At 73.4% G+C, this 18,483-nt stretch carries 18 protein-coding genes and 1 pseudogene; 5 read left to right on the top strand and 14 right to left on the bottom strand.

From position 1 onward, the window contains the following. Nucleotides 1-36: 36 nt before the first annotated feature. Together ACZ45Q_RS30095 and ACZ45Q_RS30090 are read right to left on the bottom strand one after the other, a co-directional pair. On the bottom strand, nucleotides 37-1,119 hold the full coding sequence (locus tag ACZ45Q_RS30095) for an acyltransferase (RefSeq protein WP_468267093.1): 1,083 nt from the start codon (nucleotides 1,117-1,119) through the stop codon (nucleotides 37-39). Between the two features lie 213 nt (nucleotides 1,120-1,332). Continuing rightward, nucleotides 1,333-2,031 (bottom strand): TetR/AcrR family transcriptional regulator, encoded by a 699-nt coding sequence (locus ACZ45Q_RS30090; protein WP_468267091.1) that lies wholly within the window; start codon nucleotides 2,029-2,031, stop codon nucleotides 1,333-1,335. 152 nt (nucleotides 2,032-2,183) lie between these two features. On the opposite strand from ACZ45Q_RS30090, the gene ACZ45Q_RS30085 reads away from it, so the two are divergent. Next, nucleotides 2,184-2,639, top strand: a complete 456-nt coding sequence (locus ACZ45Q_RS30085; protein ID WP_468267089.1) for a nitroreductase family deazaflavin-dependent oxidoreductase — start codon at nucleotides 2,184-2,186, stop codon at nucleotides 2,637-2,639. On the opposite strand, the gene ACZ45Q_RS30080 is transcribed toward ACZ45Q_RS30085, so the two are convergent. Beyond that, nucleotides 2,629-3,870, bottom strand: coding sequence for a geranylgeranyl reductase family protein (locus ACZ45Q_RS30080; protein ID WP_468267087.1), 1,242 nt, complete (start codon nucleotides 3,868-3,870; stop codon nucleotides 2,629-2,631). The two genes, ACZ45Q_RS30085 and ACZ45Q_RS30080, sit on opposite strands and share 11 nt — an antisense overlap. A gap of 125 nt (nucleotides 3,871-3,995) precedes the next feature. On the opposite strand from ACZ45Q_RS30080, the gene ACZ45Q_RS30075 reads away from it, so the two are divergent. Beyond that, nucleotides 3,996-5,351 carry a M20/M25/M40 family metallo-hydrolase gene (locus ACZ45Q_RS30075; RefSeq protein WP_468267085.1) on the top strand — a complete coding sequence of 452 codons (1,356 nt, stop codon included), beginning with the start codon at nucleotides 3,996-3,998 and terminating at the stop codon, nucleotides 5,349-5,351. Nucleotides 5,352-5,581: 230 nt separating this feature from the next. On the opposite strand, the gene ACZ45Q_RS30070 is transcribed toward ACZ45Q_RS30075, so the two are convergent. The 3 genes from ACZ45Q_RS30070 to ACZ45Q_RS30060 form a co-directional block, all read right to left on the bottom strand. After that, on the bottom strand, nucleotides 5,582-6,625 hold the full coding sequence (locus ACZ45Q_RS30070; protein ID WP_468267083.1) for an NUDIX hydrolase: 1,044 nt from the start codon (nucleotides 6,623-6,625) through the stop codon (nucleotides 5,582-5,584). Nucleotides 6,626-6,765: 140 nt separating this feature from the next. Further along, a complete protein-coding gene (locus ACZ45Q_RS30065) occupies nucleotides 6,766-6,948 on the bottom strand; it encodes a hypothetical protein (RefSeq protein ID WP_468267081.1) in 183 nt (60 codons plus the stop codon). A gap of 197 nt (nucleotides 6,949-7,145) precedes the next feature. Further along, on the bottom strand, nucleotides 7,146-8,102 hold the full coding sequence (locus ACZ45Q_RS30060; protein WP_468267079.1) for an ROK family protein: 957 nt from the start codon (nucleotides 8,100-8,102) through the stop codon (nucleotides 7,146-7,148). A 232-nt stretch (nucleotides 8,103-8,334) separates the two neighbouring features. Here ACZ45Q_RS30060 and ACZ45Q_RS30055 point away from each other — a divergent pair, with 232 nt between their 5' ends. Together ACZ45Q_RS30055 and ACZ45Q_RS30050 are read left to right on the top strand one after the other, a co-directional pair. Then, nucleotides 8,335-9,411, top strand: coding sequence for a LacI family DNA-binding transcriptional regulator (locus tag ACZ45Q_RS30055; protein ID WP_468267077.1), 1,077 nt, complete (start codon nucleotides 8,335-8,337; stop codon nucleotides 9,409-9,411). Nucleotides 9,412-9,418: 7 nt separating this feature from the next. After that, nucleotides 9,419-10,285 carry a hypothetical protein gene (locus tag ACZ45Q_RS30050; RefSeq protein WP_468267075.1) on the top strand — a complete coding sequence of 289 codons (867 nt, stop codon included), beginning with the start codon at nucleotides 9,419-9,421 and terminating at the stop codon, nucleotides 10,283-10,285. Nucleotides 10,286-10,410: 125 nt separating this feature from the next. On the opposite strand, the gene ACZ45Q_RS30045 is transcribed toward ACZ45Q_RS30050, so the two are convergent. The 5 genes and pseudogenes from ACZ45Q_RS30045 to ACZ45Q_RS30025 form a co-directional block, all read right to left on the bottom strand. After that, a complete protein-coding gene (locus tag ACZ45Q_RS30045) occupies nucleotides 10,411-11,727 on the bottom strand; it encodes a DUF6986 family protein (protein WP_468267073.1) in 1,317 nt (438 codons plus the stop codon). Nucleotides 11,728-11,939: 212 nt separating this feature from the next. Continuing rightward, complete coding sequence (locus ACZ45Q_RS30040) at nucleotides 11,940-12,902, bottom strand: electron transfer flavoprotein subunit alpha/FixB family protein (protein WP_468267071.1); 963 nt, start codon at nucleotides 12,900-12,902, stop codon at nucleotides 11,940-11,942. 54 nt (nucleotides 12,903-12,956) lie between these two features. After that, on the bottom strand, nucleotides 12,957-13,745 hold the full coding sequence (locus tag ACZ45Q_RS30035) for an electron transfer flavoprotein subunit beta/FixA family protein (RefSeq protein ID WP_468267069.1): 789 nt from the start codon (nucleotides 13,743-13,745) through the stop codon (nucleotides 12,957-12,959). A 221-nt stretch (nucleotides 13,746-13,966) separates the two neighbouring features. Then, on the bottom strand, nucleotides 13,967-14,476 hold the full coding sequence (locus ACZ45Q_RS30030) for a flavin reductase family protein (RefSeq protein ID WP_468267067.1): 510 nt from the start codon (nucleotides 14,474-14,476) through the stop codon (nucleotides 13,967-13,969). A gap of 142 nt (nucleotides 14,477-14,618) precedes the next feature. Further along, nucleotides 14,619-14,968 (bottom strand): annotated as a pseudogene (locus tag ACZ45Q_RS30025) (TlpA family protein disulfide reductase); the annotation flags it as partial. A 272-nt stretch (nucleotides 14,969-15,240) separates the two neighbouring features. Between ACZ45Q_RS30025 and ACZ45Q_RS30020 the strand changes: the two are divergent. Continuing rightward, nucleotides 15,241-15,969, top strand: coding sequence for a lysophospholipid acyltransferase family protein (locus tag ACZ45Q_RS30020; RefSeq protein WP_468267065.1), 729 nt, complete (start codon nucleotides 15,241-15,243; stop codon nucleotides 15,967-15,969). Nucleotides 15,970-16,008: 39 nt separating this feature from the next. Here the strand turns inward: ACZ45Q_RS30020 and ACZ45Q_RS30015 are convergent, their stop codons facing one another. The 3 genes from ACZ45Q_RS30015 to ACZ45Q_RS30005 form a co-directional block, all read right to left on the bottom strand. Then, the gene (locus tag ACZ45Q_RS30015; RefSeq protein ID WP_468267063.1) at nucleotides 16,009-16,581 is read right to left on the bottom strand and encodes a transglutaminase domain-containing protein; all 573 of its coding nucleotides are present in this window, start codon (nucleotides 16,579-16,581) and stop codon (nucleotides 16,009-16,011) included. Between the two features lie 85 nt (nucleotides 16,582-16,666). After that, complete coding sequence (locus ACZ45Q_RS30010; protein WP_468267061.1) at nucleotides 16,667-17,740, bottom strand: threonine aldolase family protein; 1,074 nt, start codon at nucleotides 17,738-17,740, stop codon at nucleotides 16,667-16,669. Beyond that, a complete protein-coding gene (locus ACZ45Q_RS30005) occupies nucleotides 17,737-18,483 on the bottom strand; it encodes an SDR family NAD(P)-dependent oxidoreductase (protein ID WP_468267059.1) in 747 nt (248 codons plus the stop codon). The genes ACZ45Q_RS30010 and ACZ45Q_RS30005 overlap by 4 nt, the downstream gene beginning before the upstream one ends.

Here is an 18,483-nt window from a genome sequence, read left to right as displayed (position 1 = left end):
ATCCCGTCGTACGGGGTCGCCGCGCGCCCGCCCGGTTCAGCCGAGCCAGCGGCCCAGCCGCAGCCGGGTCCACAGCAGCGCGGCGGCGAACGACAGCACGACCGTGCCGGCCGTGAGGACGGCGAGCATGCCCACCGCGGCGGGCCCGCCCGCGTCCGCCGTCACCACATGGGGCGCGATGGCCTCCAGGAACAGCAGATGCACCAGGTAGGCGCCGAACGAGGCACCGGCCAGGCGGCCCAGCAGCGGGCGCAGCCGCGCGGGCACCCGGATCCGGTCGAGGGCCATCAGCAGGGTCCCCGCCAGCAGCGCCACCACGAGTGAGGCGTAGGGGCCCGGGAACCGCACGAGGTGTTCGTAGGCGGCCACCGCGGCCCACGCCGCAAGCCCTCCCGCGAACCACAGCAGCCGCCGCCGGCGTCCGCCGGCCACCCGGGCGGGCAACGACAGCAGCACCGCCCCGGCGACGGCGTAGACGAGCTGGTAGGTGTCGAACCGCCAGTCGAACGGGGGCATCGGGACGTCGAGCAGCGCGGTGAGGTCGTCCAGCAGGGCCGGGGCGAGGGCGAGCGCGAGCAGCAGGGCACCGGCGCCCCAGGGGCGCTTGCCGGCCCTGATCAGCACGGCCACCGACAGCAGCAGGATCACCGGGACGTAGGCGTACAGGTACCAGAGGTGGAAGGCGGGCCGGACGGAGCCGAACACCGCTTCCCAGGCGAGCCGGGCCGTGGGCCGGGTGTTGAGGTCCTGCACCAGGTCCCACGCCAGGTAGAGGGCGGTCCACACGGCCATCGGCACGACGACGCGGGTCAGCCGCCTGCGGATCTGCCCGCCGTCCCGGGGCGGTGCCCCGACGAGCACGACCCAGCCGGCGATCGCGAAGAACAGCGGCACGGCGCACCGGCTCAGTGCGTCGGCGACCAGCGCCGTCCAGTAGACGGGCCCGCCGCCCGAAGGGGCGCCGCCCACGGCCTTCATCAGTTCGGCGGCGGAGTGGCAGACGATGACGCCGACGGCGGCCAGGACGCGGACGAGGTCCACGTCGTGGCGGTACGCGGGGCGGGGACGCGGGGCCGGTCGCCCCGTGGCGGCTTCAGGGGCGCGCACGGACGGGGGCACGGTGAGGGGGTCGGCGGCGATGGGGGGTCACTCCCGGGTGGGGCACGGGCGCCCGGCGGTGTCCGGCCGGGCTGGGGACATCGGTGCAGGCTACGCAAGGACCTGGGACCACGGACAGGCGTCGTGGATGAACATCACCCCTCGCCGCATGGGGCTCCCGTGAAGATCGCGCCACCTCCCGGCCCGGCGCGCACGGCACCGGGCGGCACCGGCCTACTCCGGGCGGTCCAGCCCCACCCCGTGGGCGAGCCGGGCGGCGGCCTGCCGGAACAGGGCCGGCCGGTCCTCCACGACCCGGTGGAACTGCCCGAACACCTCGAAGCTGATCAGACCGAACAGCTGCGCCCACGCCGTGATCAGCGCCGCCACGGCGCCGGGCGGCAGGTCGGGGGCGAGGTCGTCGGCCATCCGGCGCGCCTCCGGCCGCAGCTCGGCCGGGAGCGCGGGCTCCGCCAGGGTCCGGTCGCGGTGGGCCTGGCGGGCGAGTCCGATGAGCACCCGTCCCACCCGGGCGGCGGCGGGAACGGTGTCCTGCGGGGCGGCGTACCCGGGCACGGGCGAGCCGTAGATCAGCGCGTACTCGTGAGGGTGCCCCAGTGCCCACGCGCGGACGGCCTCGCACACCGCGACCCAGCGCTCGGCGGGCCCGGCACCGGCGGCGGCGTCGTGCGCCGCCTCGGCGGCCTCGCCGATCGCGTCGTAGGCGTCGATGATGAGCGCGGTCAGCAGGTCGTCGCGGCTCGGGAAGTAGCGGTACAGCGCGGAGGAGACCATGCCGAGTTCGCGGGCGACGGCCCGCAGGGACAGCTTGGCGGCGCCCTCGGCGGCGAGTTGCCGGCGCGCCTCGTCCTTGATGGCGGTGATGACCTCGGTCCTGGCGCGTGCCCGCGCGCCCTGTGCGGTGCTGCTCATGACGGTCAGTGTCCCATGATTCAGAGCAGTGCACACAAACGAGAGCACTGCTCTTGCCGTTTTCGGACGCCTCGTGCAGACTGAGGACGTCGAGAGAGCAGTGCTCACAAAAGAGAGCGGTGCTCCACGACCAAGTCCCCTGGAGGCACCTCATGTCGTCCGCGTCGCCGTACTACCTCAAGGCAGGACCGGTCGCCGCCCGGTTCAACCGGCTCGTCGGCCGGCTCGCCCGGCTGGGCATCAGCCTGGCCGGCACCGCCGAGCTGTCCGTCCGCGGGCGCACGAGCGGACGGATGCAGCGCCTCCCGGTCAATCCGCACCGCCACGGGGACGCGCAGTACCTGGTCTCGGCACGCGGCCACTCCCAGTGGGTGCGCAACATGCGCGCCGCCGGGGGCGGGGAACTGCGCGTCGGGCGCAAGGTCCGGCAGTTCACCGCGGTGGAGCTGCCCGACGAGGAGAAGCTCCCGGTGCTGCGGACCTATCTCCGGAAGTGGGGCTGGGAGGTCGGCCAGTACTTCCAGGGGGTCACCGCGAAGTCCACCGACGAGGAGATCATCGCGTCCGCCCCCGACCACCCGGTCTTCCGGATCGAGGTCAGGAGCTGACCTCGCCGTCCGCCGCAGCCCCGGGGCGGCGGTCCAGAGCGGCCAGCGCGCGCTGGGCCATGGGGTGGCCGCGCACCAGCTCGCCCAGCGACGTCGCCCCCTGGGTGATCTCCCGGAACGCCCGCCACGCCGGACGGAAACCGGTCAGGGCCGCGTGGAAGACGCCCGGCCGCCGCTCGAACACCGCCAGCATCCGCTTGCCGACGCTCATCTCCACGCCGAGCCCGGCCTTGACGGCGAACGCGTAGTTCAGGGCCTGCCGGCGGGTGTCCACCGCGTCGTGCGCCTCGGCGATCCGCACCGCCCACTCCCCCGCGAGCCGGCCCGAGCGCAGCGCGAACGAGATGCCCTCCCGGGTCCAGGGCTCCAGCAGCCCCGCCGCGTCCCCGCACACCAGGACCCGGCCGCGCGAGAGCGGCGAGTCGTCGGCGCGGCAACGGGTCAGATGCCCGGAGGAGACGGCCGGTTCGAACCCGGCGAGGCCCAGCCGGCCCACGAAGTCCTCCAGGTAGCGCTTGGTCGCCGCGCCCTCGCCGCGGGCCGAGATGACCCCCACCGTCAGGGTGTCGCCCTTGGGGAAGACCCAGCCGTAACTGCCGGGGATCGGGCCCCAGTCGATGAGGACGCGTCCCTTCCAGTCCTCGGCGACCGTCTCCGGCACCGGGATCTCCGCCTCCAGGCCCAGGTCCACCTGGTCGACCTTGACCCCGACGTGGGCTCCTATCCGGCTGGCGCTGCCGTCCGCGCCGACGACGGCCCGCGCCAGCACCGTCTCGCCGCCCTGGAGGACCACCGCGACCGTGCGCCGGTCCGGGACCGCGGAGCCGTGCTGCTCGACCCGCGTCACCGTCGCGCCGGTGCGCAGCTCGGCGCCCGCCTTCTGCGCGTGCTCGACGAGCTGCTGGTCGAACTCGGGCCGGTCGATCAGTCCGAAGAGCATCTGCTTGGAGCGGCGGGTCCGGGTGAAGCGCCCGTTGTGGGAGAACGTCACCGCGTGCACGCGGTCCTTCAGGGGCAGCTCGAAGCCGGGCGGCAGGGCGTCGCGCGAGGGGCCGATGATGCCGCCGCCGCAGGTCTTGTAGCGGGGCAGGTCCGCCTTCTCCAGCAACAGCACGCGCCGACCCGCGACCGCCGCCGCGTAGGCCGCCGAGGCCCCCGCGGGTCCCGCGCCCACCACGACGACGTCCCACACCTGACGCGCGTCGTCCGCCGAAGAGTTCTCGCTGCTCACGATGGTCTACTGCTCCGATCAAGCCGCCTGCCGCTGATGACCTTCGCATCCTACGGCGGCAGCGCCGCAGGCCCCTGTGCGAGGATCGCACCCGGTACAACGTCGCACCCACAAGGAGCGTGCCCATGTCGTCGAATCCGGTCGCCGAGACCGTCGCCTCGCTGATGCCCAGGGCGCGGGCGGAGCTCACCGAACTGGTGGCGTTCAAGTCGGTGGCGGACTTCGACCAGTTCCCCCGGAGCGAGAGCGAGGGCGCGGCGAACTGGATCGCCGACGCGCTGCGCGCCGAGGGCTTCGAGGACGTGGCCCTGCTGGACACCCCGGACGGCACGCAGTCCGTCTACGGCCACCTGCCGGGTCCCGAGGGCGCAAAAACGGTCCTGCTCTACGCCCACTACGACGTGCAGCCCCCGCTGGACGAGGCCGGCTGGCACACGCCGCCGTTCGAGCTGACCGAGCGCGACGGGCGCTGGTACGGACGCGGCGCCGCCGACTGCAAGGGCGGCGTGATCATGCACCTGCTCGCGTTGCGAGCGCTCAAGGCGAACGGCGGCGTGCCGGTGCACGTCAAGGTGATCGCCGAGGGGTCCGAGGAGCAGGGCACGGGCGGTCTGGAGCGGTACGCCGAGGAGCACCCGGAGCTGCTGGAGGCGGACACCGTCGTCATCGGCGACGCGGGCAACTTCCGCGTGGGTCTGCCGACGGTCACCTCGACCCTGCGCGGCATGACCCTGGTCCGGGTGCAGGTCGACACGCTCGAAGGCAACCTGCACTCCGGCCAGTTCGGCGGCGCGGCCCCCGACGCCCTGGCCGCCCTGATCCGGGTGCTGGACTCGCTGCGGGCCGAGGACGGTTCGACGACCGTGGACGGCCTGACGACGGACAGCCGGTGGGAGGGCCTGGAGTACGACGAGGAGCAGTTCCGCAAGGACGCCAAGGTCCTCGACGGCGTGGGGCTGATCGGCTCCGGCACGGTCGCCGACCGCATCTGGGCACGCCCGGCCGTCACGGTCCTCGGCATCGACTGCCCGCCGGTCGTGGGTGCCACGCCGTCGGTGCAGGCGAGCGCCCGTGCGCTGGTGAGCCTGCGGGTGCCGCCGGGCGTGGACGCCGCCGAGGCCACCAAGCTGCTCCAGGCGCACGTCGAGACGCACACGCCGTGGGGCGCGCGGGTGCGCGTCGAGCAGATCGGCCAGGGCCAGGCGTTCCGCGCCGACACCACCAGCCCGGCGTACCGGGCCATGGCGGACGCGATGGCGGTGGCGTACCCGGGCCAGGAGATGCAGTACGCCGGGCAGGGCGGCTCGATCCCGCTGTGCAACACCCTGGCCTCGCTCTATCCGGGCGCCGAGATCCTGCTGATCGGCCTGAGCGAGCCGGAGGCGCAGATCCACGCCGTGAACGAGAGCGTGTCGCCGCAGGAGCTGGAGCGGCTGTCGGTGGCGGAGGCGCTGTTCCTGCGCAACTACGCGGCGAGCTGAGCCCGTCGGGCCGCGTCCGGCGTCCGCGGCGAGCGGGCCGGCGGCGTTGCACCGCCGGCCGTCGCCATGTGACCGGGCGGCGTCGGTGCGGCGCCCGGTGAATGCACCGTCGGCCGAGACCGGGCGTCCGGCACCGGCGACGCATGGCCCGCCGACGTCTGGCCGGCCGATGTCCGCCCGCGGTGTCAGCCCGGTCGGTGTCAGCCCGGCCGATGTCTGCCCGGCCGGCGTCAGCCGACCGGGACGCCGGACTCCAGATAGAGCGCCGCTCCCCGTTCCCGGGCCCGCAGCGCCCAGCGCAGCCGCTCGTAGCGCACCGGGGGCAGCAGGTCGGCGGCCTCCTCCTCGGTGACGAAGCGCCAGGCGCGCAGTTCGGGCCCGGGCAGCAGCAGCCGACCGGTATCGGCGCGGTCCAGCCGTCCGCCGTCGAAGAGCAGGCGCAGGCCACCGAATCCGGGCGGGGCGGGCCGTTCCCAGTCCACGACCAGCAGCGTCGGCGCGTGGTCCAGGCGGATGCCGGTCTCCTCGGCGACCTCGCGCACGCCCGCGCGTGCGGGCGCCTCGCCGGGTTCCACGACCCCGCCGGGGAACTCCCAGCCGGCCTTGTAGGTGGGGTCGACCAGCAGGACCCGGTCCCGCTCGTCGAAGAGGAGGACGCCGGCGGCGAGCGTCTCGGCGGTGGGCTCGGGCGTCTGCACGATGTCGCAGGCGGGCACGGCACCGCTGCCGACCGCCTCGGCGATGCGCACGGCCGTCTCGTACGGGGTGAGGGCGCTGGTGTCGACGGGGTGGGCGTCCGCGGTCAGCCAGGAGGCGAGGGCGGCGCGGTAGGGCTCGATGCGGTCGTAGGACCACTGGCGGACCCGCATCTCGCCGTCGGGGAGGTCCGGGGGGACCTCCCGGCCGGCTATGCGCTCCCGCAGGATCGTTTCGGCCGGGGCGAGCAGGATGTGCCGGACCGGTATCCGGCGGGCGGCGAGGCCGCCGAAGATCTCGTCGCGGTACTCCTGGCGGAGCAGGGTCATGGGAACCACCAGGGTGCCGCCCAGCTCGGCGAGCATGGCCGCCGCCGTGTCGATCACCAGGCGGCGCCAGATCGGAAGGTCCTGGAAGTCACCGGCTTCCGAGAGATGCTTGGCCGGCAGCAGGTGCGGGAGCGCCGCGCCGATGACCTCGGGGTCGAAGAGCGTGCTGTTCGGGATCAGTTCGATCAGTTCCCGTGCGGCGGTGGTCTTCCCCGCACCGAACGCGCCGTTGATCCAGACGACGGTCACAGGTCCCCCTCTTCTGTTGGCCCCCTGTGGCTTGCCCGCTCCACCCTGTCACGGAAACCAGCCGCAGTTGAGGGCGCGGACGCGACAGCGCCGACGCCCTCGGTACGGGCGCCGGCGCTGTCGCCGTGCGGGGAGCCGCGTCAGTCCTCCCGGCCGGAGTCGTCCGAGGGGGTCAGGCTGTCCGGCGCGACGTCGACGGAGCTGAGGGTGTCCTCCACGTCGAGGCCGAGGGGAAGCTCTCCCACGGCGTGGGACGGGGTGACCGCCGCGACGACGAAGCCGGTGGCGAGGGAGGCGATGGCGAGCATGCTGCGCTTCTTCATGTCCTGGTTCAACTGCTCCGACGGGCAGAAGTTACCGCCGACTTCGACCGCCGACGCCCGGCTTCCACCGCCGAGCCGACTTCCACCCGGATGCCCGGCTTCCACCGCCGACGGCCACGGCACCCGGCGTCGTTCCGGCATGGCCGGTCCGGCCGTCGGCTCGGCGACGGCGCGGCCACGATTCCGCTCCCGGGGTCTCAGACGCCCGCCGCGGTCACGCCCGACGGCGTCCGGGCGAGGGCGGCCGCCGCGGCGCCCACCAGCCCGGCGTCCGTGCCCATCTGGGCCGGGGCCACGGTCAGGTGCCGTACGAAGGACAGGGTCGCGTACCGGGTGAGCGCCTCGCGCAGCGGACCGAACAGCACCTCCCCCGCCTTGCCGACCCCGCCGCCGATCACGGCGATGTCGATCTCCACCAGGGTCGCGGTGGCCGCGATCCCGGCGGCCAGTGCCTGCGCCGCCCGCTCGAAGGACGCCACGGCGACCGGGTCGCCCGCGCGGGCGGCGGCGGCCACCGCGGCGGCCGAGGTGTCGCCGTCCGGCCCGGGGCGCCACCCGGCGTCCAGGGCGCGGCGGGCGATGTGGGGTCCGCTGGCGATGCGCTCGACGCAGCCGCGGGCCCCGCACGGGCAGGGGTCGCCGTCGAGATCCACGCTGATGTGGCCGATGTGGCCCGCGTTGCCCGTCGGGCCGGGATGCAGCCGGCCGTTCAGCACCAGTCCGCCGCCGACGCCGGTGGAGACCACCATGCACAGCGCGTTGTCGTGGCCGCGGGCGGCGCCCTGCCAGTGCTCGGCCGCCGTGATCGCCACGCCGTCGCCGATCAGCTCGACGGGCAGGCCGCCCGCGGCGTCCCGGACCCGCCGGACCAGGGGGTAGGCGCGCCAGCCGGGCACGTTCACCGGGCTGACCGTGCCCGCGGTCGCGTCCACCGGGCCGGCGCTGCCGATGCCGACGGCCCTGGCCCGTGCCCACAGCGGCGAGGCGGTCAGCTCACCGAGCACCTCCTCGACCGCCCGCATCACGGTCTCGCCGTCCTGCCGTGCGGGCGTGGCGCGCTGGGCCCGCACCAGGATCCGGCCGGCGCCGTCCACCAGCGCTCCGGCGATCTTGGTGCCGCCGATGTCCAGCGCGGCCACGAGGTCGGTGTGCATCAGTGTCGGATCTCCCCGTCAACCATGAACAACACGAATGAGGAACACATACGAGAACCACAGAGGAACAGCAGCCGCCGTGCCAGGTGCTGGGGGACACCGGCCGAAGATTGCGCTGGACAGTGTCTCCTGCGTCTGACAACGTTGTCCAGGCTCTATGCTCGACGCCACATCCTCATACAAACGCATGACCGACGCATCCCCCGCGTGACGAGCAGGAGCGACGCGCTCCGTGGACGACAGGACAGGACACCGCACCGTGCCCGCAACGCCCCGCCGCCCCGACCGCCCCGCCGGGCACCGTTACGGCAACCGCCCGACCATGAAGGACGTCGCCGCCCGGGCCGGGGTCGGCCTGAAGACCGTCTCCCGGGTGGTGAACGGGGAGCCGGGCGTCACCCCGGACACCGAGCGCCGTGTCCAGGAGGCCATAGCCGCGCTCGGCTTCCGGCGCAACGACAGCGCCCGCGTGCTCCGCAAGGGCCGCACGGCGAGCATCGGCCTGGTGCTGGAGGACCTCGCCGACCCGTTCTACGGTCCGCTGAGCCGGGCCGTGGAAGAGGTGGCCCGCGCCCATGGCGCCCTGCTGATCAACGGCTCCAGCGCGGAGGACCCGGACCGCGAACAGGAACTGGTGCTGGCGCTGTGCGCACGCCGCGTGGACGGGCTGGTGGTGATCCCGGCCGGGGACGACCACCGGTACCTGGAGCCGGAGCTGAAGGCGGGCGTCGCCACGGTGTTCGTGGACCGTCCGGCGGGCCACATCGACGCGGACGTGGTGCTGTCCGACAACTTCGGCGGCGCGCGCGACGGGGTCGCCCACCTCATCGCCCACGGGCACCGCAGGATCGGCTTCATCGGGGACATGCCCCGCATCCACACGGCCGCCGAGCGGCTGCGCGGCTACCGGGCGGCGATGGAGGACGCCGGTATCCCGGTCGAGGACTCCTGGATGTCCCTGGGCGTCACCGACCCGGAGCGGGTGCGCCGGGCGGCCGAGGAGATGCTGTCCGGTCCGCACCCGGTCACCGCGGTCTTCACCGGCAACAACCGGGTGACGGTCACCGTGATCCGGGTCCTGGCCGGGCATCCCCGTCCGGTCGCCCTGGTGGGCTTCGACGACATCGAGCTGGCCGACCTCCTCCAGCCGGGCGTCACCGTCGTCGCCCAGGACGCCGCGGCCCTCGGCCGCACCGCCGCCGAGCGGCTGTTCCGGCAGCTGGACGGCGCCCTGCCGGTCCCCGAGCGCATCGAGCTGCCCACCCGGCTGATCACCCGCGGCTCGGGCGAGCTGCCGCCGGCGGGCTGAGCGTCGTATGACGGAGCACAGCCGGGGACCGGGCCGGCCCGTACCGGGCGGGAGGGAGCGGGAGGCGGACGATCCGCGCCCGGCCGGCCGCTCGCTGCGCTCCCTCGGGCTGGCGGACGTGCCGCGCGAACATCCGCTGCTCTACCCGGGCGCCTGGCCCGCGGATTCGGGGCTGCTGGACGGGGACCGGATGCTGCCGCTGGACAGGCTCGTGCACGACGACCGCGTCCCGGTGCTCGCGATCGGCTCCAACGCCTGCCCCGGCCAGCTGCGGCACAAGATGGCCGAGTTCGGCGTCGAGGCGCCGATCCCGATGGTCAGGGCCCGGGTCACCGGCATCGACATCGGCGTCTCCGCGCATGTGAGCCGCATGGGCTACGTGTCCGCCTCGCCGGTCGCCGCTCCGGACGCCGTCCGCACGCTGTTCGTCCTCTGGCTCGACGCCGAGCAGCTCGCGGTGATCGACGCCAGCGAGGGCGTGCCCCTGCCGACCGGCAACTACGACCGGGCCTGGCTGCCCGCGCCCGACGTGCGGATCGAACTGGCCGACGGCGGCGTGCTGCGCGGGGCCCATGCCTACGTCAACCGGCACGGGGTCCTGCACGACGGCACGGGCACGCCGTGCGTGCACCCGGGCCAGCGGGAGCTGCTCCGTGAACTCCTCGCCGGCTCGCCGTCGCTCCGCGAGCTGTTCGGTGCCACCCCCGAGGAGTTCTGCGCGCGGGCGCGCACCGATCCGGGGCTGTGCGCGCGGGGCACCCGGCTGTTCGCCGGGGAGAAGCGGGTGACGGCGTCCGGCCTCGAGCGGTACGTGGCGCTTCAGCGGACGGGGAGCCCGGGCACCGGCTGGTCGTTCGCGCCGCCCCCGACGTAGAACGGTGCCGGCGTCGAGGACGCCGGCACCTTGTCGTCGCCCTGCTCCGCGGGGCGGCCGTGGCGGTACGGGCCGGTGGTGGCGGATGTGAGGGTGCCGCCCCGCACCGGGCACCGCCGGGGCGGCTACCGGGCCGTGGCGGTCAGGTCGCCGCGCCGCGGAGCGGCGAAGCCCTCCAGGTCGGCACGGGTCAGGCCGGTCAGCCGGGCGACCTCGGCGATGTCCAGGGCGCCGCAGTCCAGGCCGCGCAGCAGATAGCCGCTGAGCGCCTTGGCGGTGGCGGGCTCGTCCATGACGTCGCCGCCCGTGTGGTTGGCGTAGCGGGCGAGCCGGGCGGCGGCCTGCTCGAAGCCCTCGCGGTAGAAGGCGAACACGGCCGCGTACCGGGTGGGGATGTGCCCGGGGTGCATGTCCCAGCCCTGGTAGTAGGCGCGGGCCAGGGCCCGGCGGGTGAGGCCGTAGTGCAGGCGCCAGGCGTCGTGGACCTTCTCGGTGGGGCCGACGGGCAGGACGTTGGTGGAGCCGTCGGAGACCCGTACGCCGGTGCCGGCCGCGGCGACCTGCATGATCGCCTTGGCGTGGTCGGCGGCGGGGTGGTCGCTGGCCTGGTAGGCGGCGGAGACTCCGAGGCAGGCGCTGTAGTCGAAGGTGCCGTAGTGCAGGCCCGTGGCGCGCCCCTCGGCGGCCTGGATCATGCGGGCGACGGTGGCCGTGCCGTCGGCGGCGAGGATGGACTGGCTGGTCTCGATCTGGATCTCGAAGCCGATCCGGCCGGGCTCCAGGCCACGCGCCCGCTCGAAGGCCTCCAGCAGCCGCACCATCGCGGTGACCTGCTCGGGGTAGGTGACCTTCGGCAGGGTGAGGACCAGCCCGTCGGGCAGGCCCCCGGCCTCCATCAGGCCGGAGAGGAAGACGTCGAGCGTGCGGATGCCCCGGTCGCGCACGGCGGCCTCCATGCACTTCATGCGGATGCCCATGTAGGGCGCCGCCGTGCCTCCCCCAGCCTTCGGCCGGGAGGTGCCCCCAGCGCGGGCCTCGGCGATCAGGCGGGCGGCGCGGGCCGCGTCCTGGTCCTCGTCGCGGCCCTTGTAGCCGTCCTCGAAGTCGACGCGCAGGTCCTCGATCGGCTCCCGCTCCAGCTTGGCGCGCACCCGCGTGTAGACCGGCTCGGCCAGGTCCGCGGAGAGGCCGAGGACGGCGGCGAAGGAGTCGGCGTCCGGGGCGTGTTCGTCGAGGGCAGCGAGGGCCTCCTCGCCCCAGGAGCGGACGGTGTCGGCGGAGAAGACGTCACCGGGGACGTAGACGGTGTGGACGGGCTGGCGGGTGCCGGGGTCTCCGGGGTAGCGGCGCTCCAGCTCCGCGTCGACCGGTGCGAGGGAGGCGCTGATCTCCTCGCTGACCGCGCCCGCGAGGCTCGTCGCCACCTTCTCCTGCTGCCCCATTCCCACACGCTCCTGTTCATCTTTTCCGCTTTACGGAATCAACAATCCGCAGAGCGAAGTTATCCGGCGAGCTTCCCGCCGGTCAACACCCTCTCGCGCGTCGGCCGGGACGGCGGCCCCGCACACGGCCGAGGCCCCCGGACCGGGAAACGGTCGCGGGGGCCTCGGGCGCGGCTCGGGCGGCGCACCGTCCGGGCGCTGCCGGCGAGGGGTCAGCCCTTGCGGGCCTTGATCTCCTCGGTGAGCTGCGGGACGACGTCGAACAGGTCGCCGACGACGCCGTAGTCGACCAGTTCGAAGATCGGCGCCTCGGGGTCCTTGTTGATCGCCACGATCGTCTTCGAGGTCTGCATACCCGCCCGGTGCTGGATCGCACCCGAGATGCCCGAGGCGATGTACAGCTGCGGCGAGACGCTCTTGCCGGTCTGGCCGACCTGGTTGGTGTGCGGGTACCAGCCGGCGTCCACCGCGGCACGCGAGGCACCGACGGCCGCGCCGAGCGAGTCGGCGAGGGCCTCGATGATCGCGAAGTTCTCCGCGCCGTTCACGCCACGGCCGCCGGAGACCACGATCGCGGCCTCGGTCAGCTCCGGACGCCCGGTCGACTCACGCGGGGTGCGCGCGGTGACCTTCGTCCCCGTGGCCTTCTCCGAGAAGGTCACGTTCAGCGCCTCGACGGCACCGGCGGCCGGGGCCGGCTCGACGGCGGCGCTGTTGGGCTTGACGGTGATGACCGGCGTGCCCTTCGACACGCGGGACTTGGTGGTGTACGCGGCGGCGAACACCGACTGCGTCGCCACCGGGCCTTCGTCGCCGGCCTCGAGGTCGACGGCGTCGGTGATGATGCCGGAGCCGATGCGCAGCGCCAGACGGGCGGCGATCTCCTTGCCCTCGGCGGAGGACGGCACCAGCACCGCGGCCGGGGACACGGCCTCGTAGGCGGCCTGGAGGGCGTCCACCTTCGGCACGACCAGGTAGTCGGCGTACTCGGCGGCCTCGTGGGTCAGGACCTTCACGGCGCCGTGCTCGGCGAGGGCGGCGGCGGTGTCACCGGCGCCGCTGCCGAGGGCGACGGCGACCGGCTCGCCGATGCGACGGGCGAGCGTCAGCAGCTCCAGGGTGGGCTTGCGGACGGCGCCGTCCACGTGGTCGACGTAGACGAGAACTTCAGCCATGGGACTTCTTCTCTCCTGCTTGCGAAAGATGAGGGACGGTCAGCGGATCCGGGCTCAGATGAACTTCTGGCCCGCGAGGAACTCAGCGAGCTGCTTGCCGCCCTCGCCCTCGTCCTTGACGATCGTGCCCGCGCTGCGCGCCGGACGCTCGGCCGCCGACTCGACGGCGGTCCAGGCGTTCTCCAGGCCGACCTCGTCCTCGTCGATGTCCAGGTCGGACAGGTCCCAGGACTCCACCGGCTTCTTCTTCGCCGCCATGATGCCCTTGAAGGACGGGTACCGCGCCTCGCCCGACTGGTCGGTCACCGACACGACCGCCGGCAGGGAGGCCTCCAGCTGCTCGGTGGCGGCGTCGCCGTCGCGGCGGCCCTTGACCGTGCCGCCCTCGACCGAGACCTCCGACAGCAGCGTCACCTGCGGGACGCCGAGGCGCTCGGCCAGCAGGGCCGGGACGACGCCCATGGTGCCGTCGGTGGAGGCCATGCCGGAGATCACCAGGTCGTAACCGGCCTTCTCGATCGCCTTGGCCAGCACCAGCGAGGTGCCGATGGCGTCGGTGCCGTGCAGGTCGTCGTCCTCCACGTGGATCGCCTTGTCGGCGCCCATGGACAGCGCCTTGCGCAGCGCGTCCTTGGCGTCCTCCGGGCCCACCGTGAGAACGGTGATCTCCACGTCGTCGTCGGAGTTCTCCGAGATCTGCAGCGCCTGCTCGACCGCGTACTCGTCCAGTTCGGAGAGCAGACCGTCCACGTCGTCCCGGTCGACGGTCAGGTCATCGGCGAAGTGCCGGTCGCCAGTGGCGTCGGGCACGTACTTCACAGTGACAACGATCCTCAAGCTCACGCCGGCTCTCCTACTGCATCGTCATTTCAGTGCTGCCTGCTTGCAGGCAGCATAGGCGCCCCAAGCGGCCGATCCCGGGCCGGTGCGGGGCACCGCTCCACCCGGAATATTACTCGTCAGTACACCCAGTTCTTTCCCGCTAAGCAAGCGCTTTGAACTGTGACCTTTGCAACGCAGCGTAACCGGAACTCGACGGCTTCGCAGGCGCGGGGGACGGACGGTCAGTCACGCAGACCGCTGTAGCGGCCCTGGTGGTAGAGCAGGGGCCGGCCCGGCCCGCCGGGATCGCCGTGGAGCACCTCGGCGAGCACGATGCGGTGGTCGCCCGCCGGGACCCGCGCGACGATCCCGCACACCAGCCAGGCGGGGACGCCGTCCAGGACGGGAACGCCCTCGGGTCCCTCCCGCCAGGCGGTGCCCGGCCCGAAGCGGTCCGCGCCGCTGCGGGCGAACGTGGCCGCCAGCTGCTCCTGGTGCTCCCCGAGCAGGTGGACGCCGACGTGCTCCGCGCCGGCGACGGCGGGCCAGCTGGAGGAGCCGGTGCCGATGCCGAACGAGAGCAGGGGCGGTTCGGCGGAGACGGAGGTCAGGGAGGTGGCGGTGAAGCCGACCGGACCGGAGTCACCACGGGCGGTGACCACGGCGACCGAGGCGGCGTGCCGCCGGAAGACGGACCGCAGGAGTTCGGGGCCGGTGAGCCGGGGGGCGATCAGGTCGGAGGGGGCCGTCATACGGGGTGTCCTTCTGAGCCGTGCCCCCGGCCGGGACGAAGGGAGGGCCGGAGGGCATGCAGCCAGGCTGTCGATCGTCGGAAGACGCAGTCAAGTGACTGCTCGGTATGTGGAAGAGCTCTCGTGGCGGCAGTGGCGGTGGTCACAGCGCCTCCCCCAGGGCCGCGATCACGTCGGCCTTGCGCGGCTGGCCGGCGGCTCTGCGCACGACGCGGCCGTCGGCGTCGAGGACCAGCACGGTGGGCGTCCGGACGATCTCCAGCGCGCGGACCAGCTCCAGCCGGGCCTCGGCGTCGATCTCGACGTGGGCGACGCCCGGGACCAGGCCGGCCACGTCGCCGAGCACCCTGCGGGTGGCCCGGCAGGGGGCGCAGAAGGCACTGGAGAACTGCACGAGGGTGGCGCGCTCGCCGAGGTCCCCGCCCAGGTCCCGGGGTCCGAGCCGCCGGCCGTCGTCCACCCCGCGCACGTGCCTGCTCCGCTCCGCCGCCGTCGCGGCTCCGTTTCGTCCGCCGCCCGCCGCCGCGGGCCGTGTCCGGCACCGTGCCGGACGGTCTTCTCGCAGTGGCAGCGTTGCGGCGGGCCGGGGCATTCCCGGGGCCGGGCGCAGGAGTGACGTGATGAGAATCTCGCCGCCGGGGGGCGCCAGGGCTGGTTCACCGGCCGTTCTTGGGGCACGATCTGCGACAAGCCGAAAACCTACGGCTGCGTAACTTCCACGGGGAGACCCTCCCCCGGCAGAGCAGGAAGGGCACGTCCCGCCCATGGCAGAACTCGTCTACCGCCCGGTCATCGGTCTCGCCCGCACGATGTTCAAGGTGTGGGATCTCAAGATCGACTGCCGCGGTTCGGAGAACATTCCGCGCTCGGGCGGCGCCGTACTGGTGAGCAACCACATCAGCTACCTGGACTTCATCTTCAACGGCCTGGCGGCGCTGCCGCAGAAGCGGCTGGTGCGCTTCATGGCCAAGGAGTCGGTCTTCCGGCACCGGATCTCCGGCCCGCTCATGCGGGGCATGAAGCACATCCCGGTGGACCGCGGGCAGGGCGAGGCGGCCTACGCCCACGCCCTGGACTCGCTGAGATCCGGCGAGATCGTCGGCGTCTTCCCGGAGGCCACCATCTCGCAGTCGTTCACGCTGAAGACCTTCAAGTCCGGTGCGGCACGGCTCGCGCAGGAGGCGGGCGTCCCACTGGTCCCGATGGCGGTGTGGGGCACCCAGCGGCTGTGGACCAAGGGACACCCGCGCAACTTCAAGCGCAGTCACACCCCGATCACCATCCGGGTCGGCGAGGCGTTGGAGGCCTCCCGCGACAAGTACGCCGGTGCGATCACCCGTCAGCTGCGCGAGCGGGTCCAGGAACTGCTGGAGGCGGCCCAGCGCGCCTACCCGGTCCGGCCGAAGGGCCCGGAGGACACCTGGTGGATGCCGGCCCATCTCGGCGGCACGGCCCCGACGCCGGAGCAGGTCCGGGCGGCCGAGGCCCACTGACTCCGGCGTCTCACAGGGCGGTGGGACTGACCCGGCACCTCACAGGGCGGTGGGCAGGGTGCGCCAGAGCTGGTCCCGGTCGGCGGCCGATCTGAGGGCGCGCAGCACGGCCGGATGCGGTGCCGCGTAGAGGACCGGATGGTCCGCCTCGCCGGCCGCCGGGTCCGGCTCGAAGGCCAGTCGCTCCCCGTTCAGGGAGAAGCGGGCGTCCACGCCCGGCTTGTTGCCGCGCGGGTCCTGCCGGTGCCAGGCCCCGTCGAGGCGTACGGCGACCAGGCCGTGCACCACGCCCAGTAGCTGGTAGCACAGGGCGGTGGGGATGTCCTCGGCCCGCAGCAGCGCGGCGAGCGCGTGGGCCTTGGCGTAGCAGATCCCGGTGCGCCGTTCCAGGACGTCGGAGGCCCGCCAGGTGACGCGAGGGTCGCCGGAGTCCTGCGAGTGCGCGATGGTGTCCCGCACGAACTCGAAGGCCAGCCGCGCATAGTCATACGAGTCCGCCGCCCGCCTCGCCAGGTGCGCCGCCGTGTCCCGCACGAACGGGGACTCGTGGTCGATGACCTCGTCGGCGGCGAGGTAGGCGGACAGGTCCGAGGTTTCCTGGATCAGCTCCATGCCCGCAGAGCATAGGAACGCGGCCACTCCTCGGTCAATGACTTTTCGTGTGGCCGCATACTTATGCAGCGGGACGTTCTCCGCTCTACTGGCGGGCCATCTCCTCCTTGAGGGCCGCCACGAACATGTCGACGTCCTCCTCGGTGGTGTCGAAGGCGCACATCCAGCGGACGTCACCGGCGGCCTCGTCCCAGAAGTAGAAGCGGAAGCGCTGTTGCAGCCGCTCGCTCACCTCGTGCGGCAGCCGGGCGAAGACCGCGTTGGCCTGCACCGGGTAGAGGATCTCCACCCCGTGCACCGCGCGCACGCCCTCGGCCAGACGCTGTGCCATCTCGTTGCTGTGGCGGGCGTTGCGCAGCCACAGGTCCTTGGCGAGCAGCGCCTCCAACTGCACGGAGACGAAGCGCATCTTGGACGCGAGCTGCATCGACAGCTTGCGCAGATGCTTCATACGCCGCACGGCGTCGGGGTTCAGGACGACGACCGCCTCGCCGAACAGCGCGCCGTTCTTGGTGCCGCCCAGGGAGAGCAGGTCGACGCCGGCCGCGTTGGTGAACGTGCGCATCGGGACGTCCAGGGAGGCGGCGGCGTTGGCTATCCGCGAGCCGTCGAGGTACACCTTCATGCCGCGGGCGTGCGCGTGCGCGCAGATGGCGCGGATCTCGTCCGGGGTGTAGAGGGTGCCCAGCTCGGTGCTCTGGGTGATCGAGACGACCTGCGGCATGGCGCGGTGCTCGTCGTCCCAGCCGTACGCCTGCCGGTCGATCAGCTCGGGGGTGAGCTTGCCGTCGGGCGTGGGGACGGTGAGCAGCTTCAGCCCGCCGACCCGCTCCGGCGCCCCGCACTCGTCGACGTTGATGTGCGCGCTCTCGGCGCAGATCACCGCGCCCCAGCGGTCGGTGACCGCCTGGAGCGCGACGACGTTGGCGCCGGTGCCGTTGAACACCGGGAAGGCCTCGGCCGTGGGCCCGAAGTGGCTGCGGATCACCCGCTGGAGGTTCTCGGTGTAGACGTCCTCGCCGTAGGCCACCTGGTGCCCGCCGTTGGCCAGGGCCAGGGCGGCGAGCACCTCGGGGTGGGCGCCGGCGTAGTTGTCGCTGGCGAAACCCCGGTGCCCGGGGTCGTGCCGGCGGCGTGCGTCGGTCTTCGGGGGGTTCACGGCTTCTCGGTCAGCCACAGACGGTTTCCGTTCACTTCCGCGGCGGGCTTCTCCCAGACACCGGCGACGGCCTCGGCCAGGTCCTTGACGTCCGTGAAGCCCGCGAACTTCGCGTTGGGCCGCTCGGCACGCATCGCGTCGTGCACCAACGCCTTGACCACCAGGATCGCAGCCGCGGACGTGGGGCCCTGCTCGCCCCCCGCCTTGCGGAAGTAGTCCGCCATGGCCAGGGTCCACGCCTCGGCGGCGGCCTTGGCGGCGCCGTACGCGGCGTTGCCCGCGGTGGGCCTGCTCGCGCCGGACGCGCTGATCAGGACGTACCGGCCCCGGTCGCTGCGCTGGAGCGCCTCGTGGAAGGCGAGGGAGGTGTGCTGGACGGTGCGGATCAGCAGCTTCTCCAGCAGCTCCCAGTCGTCGAGGTTCGTCTTGGTGAAGGTCTGGCTGCCGCGCCAGCCGCCGACGAGGTGGACCAGGCCGTCGACGCGGCCGTGCTCCTTCTCGATGCGGTCGGCCCACTGGCGGGTGGAGTCCAGGTCGAGCAGGTCGACCGTCTCACCGGTGACCGACGCGCCGCCGTGCGCGTAGCGCGCCGCGTCCACGGCCTCGGCCAGCCGCTGCGGGTCGTTGTCCGAGCCGACGACCGTCGCCCCCGCCTCGGCGAGCCGCAGCAGTGCCGCCCGGCCGGCAGGGCCGCCCGCACCGGCCACCGCGATCACCGCGCCGTCAAGCGCCCCGTTCCCCAT

It is taken from the genome of Streptomyces sp. NPDC031049 (genome assembly GCF_055571015.1).
Note: the sequence above shows the minus strand (reverse complement) of the source record. Positions and strands in the feature narration are given on the sequence as shown.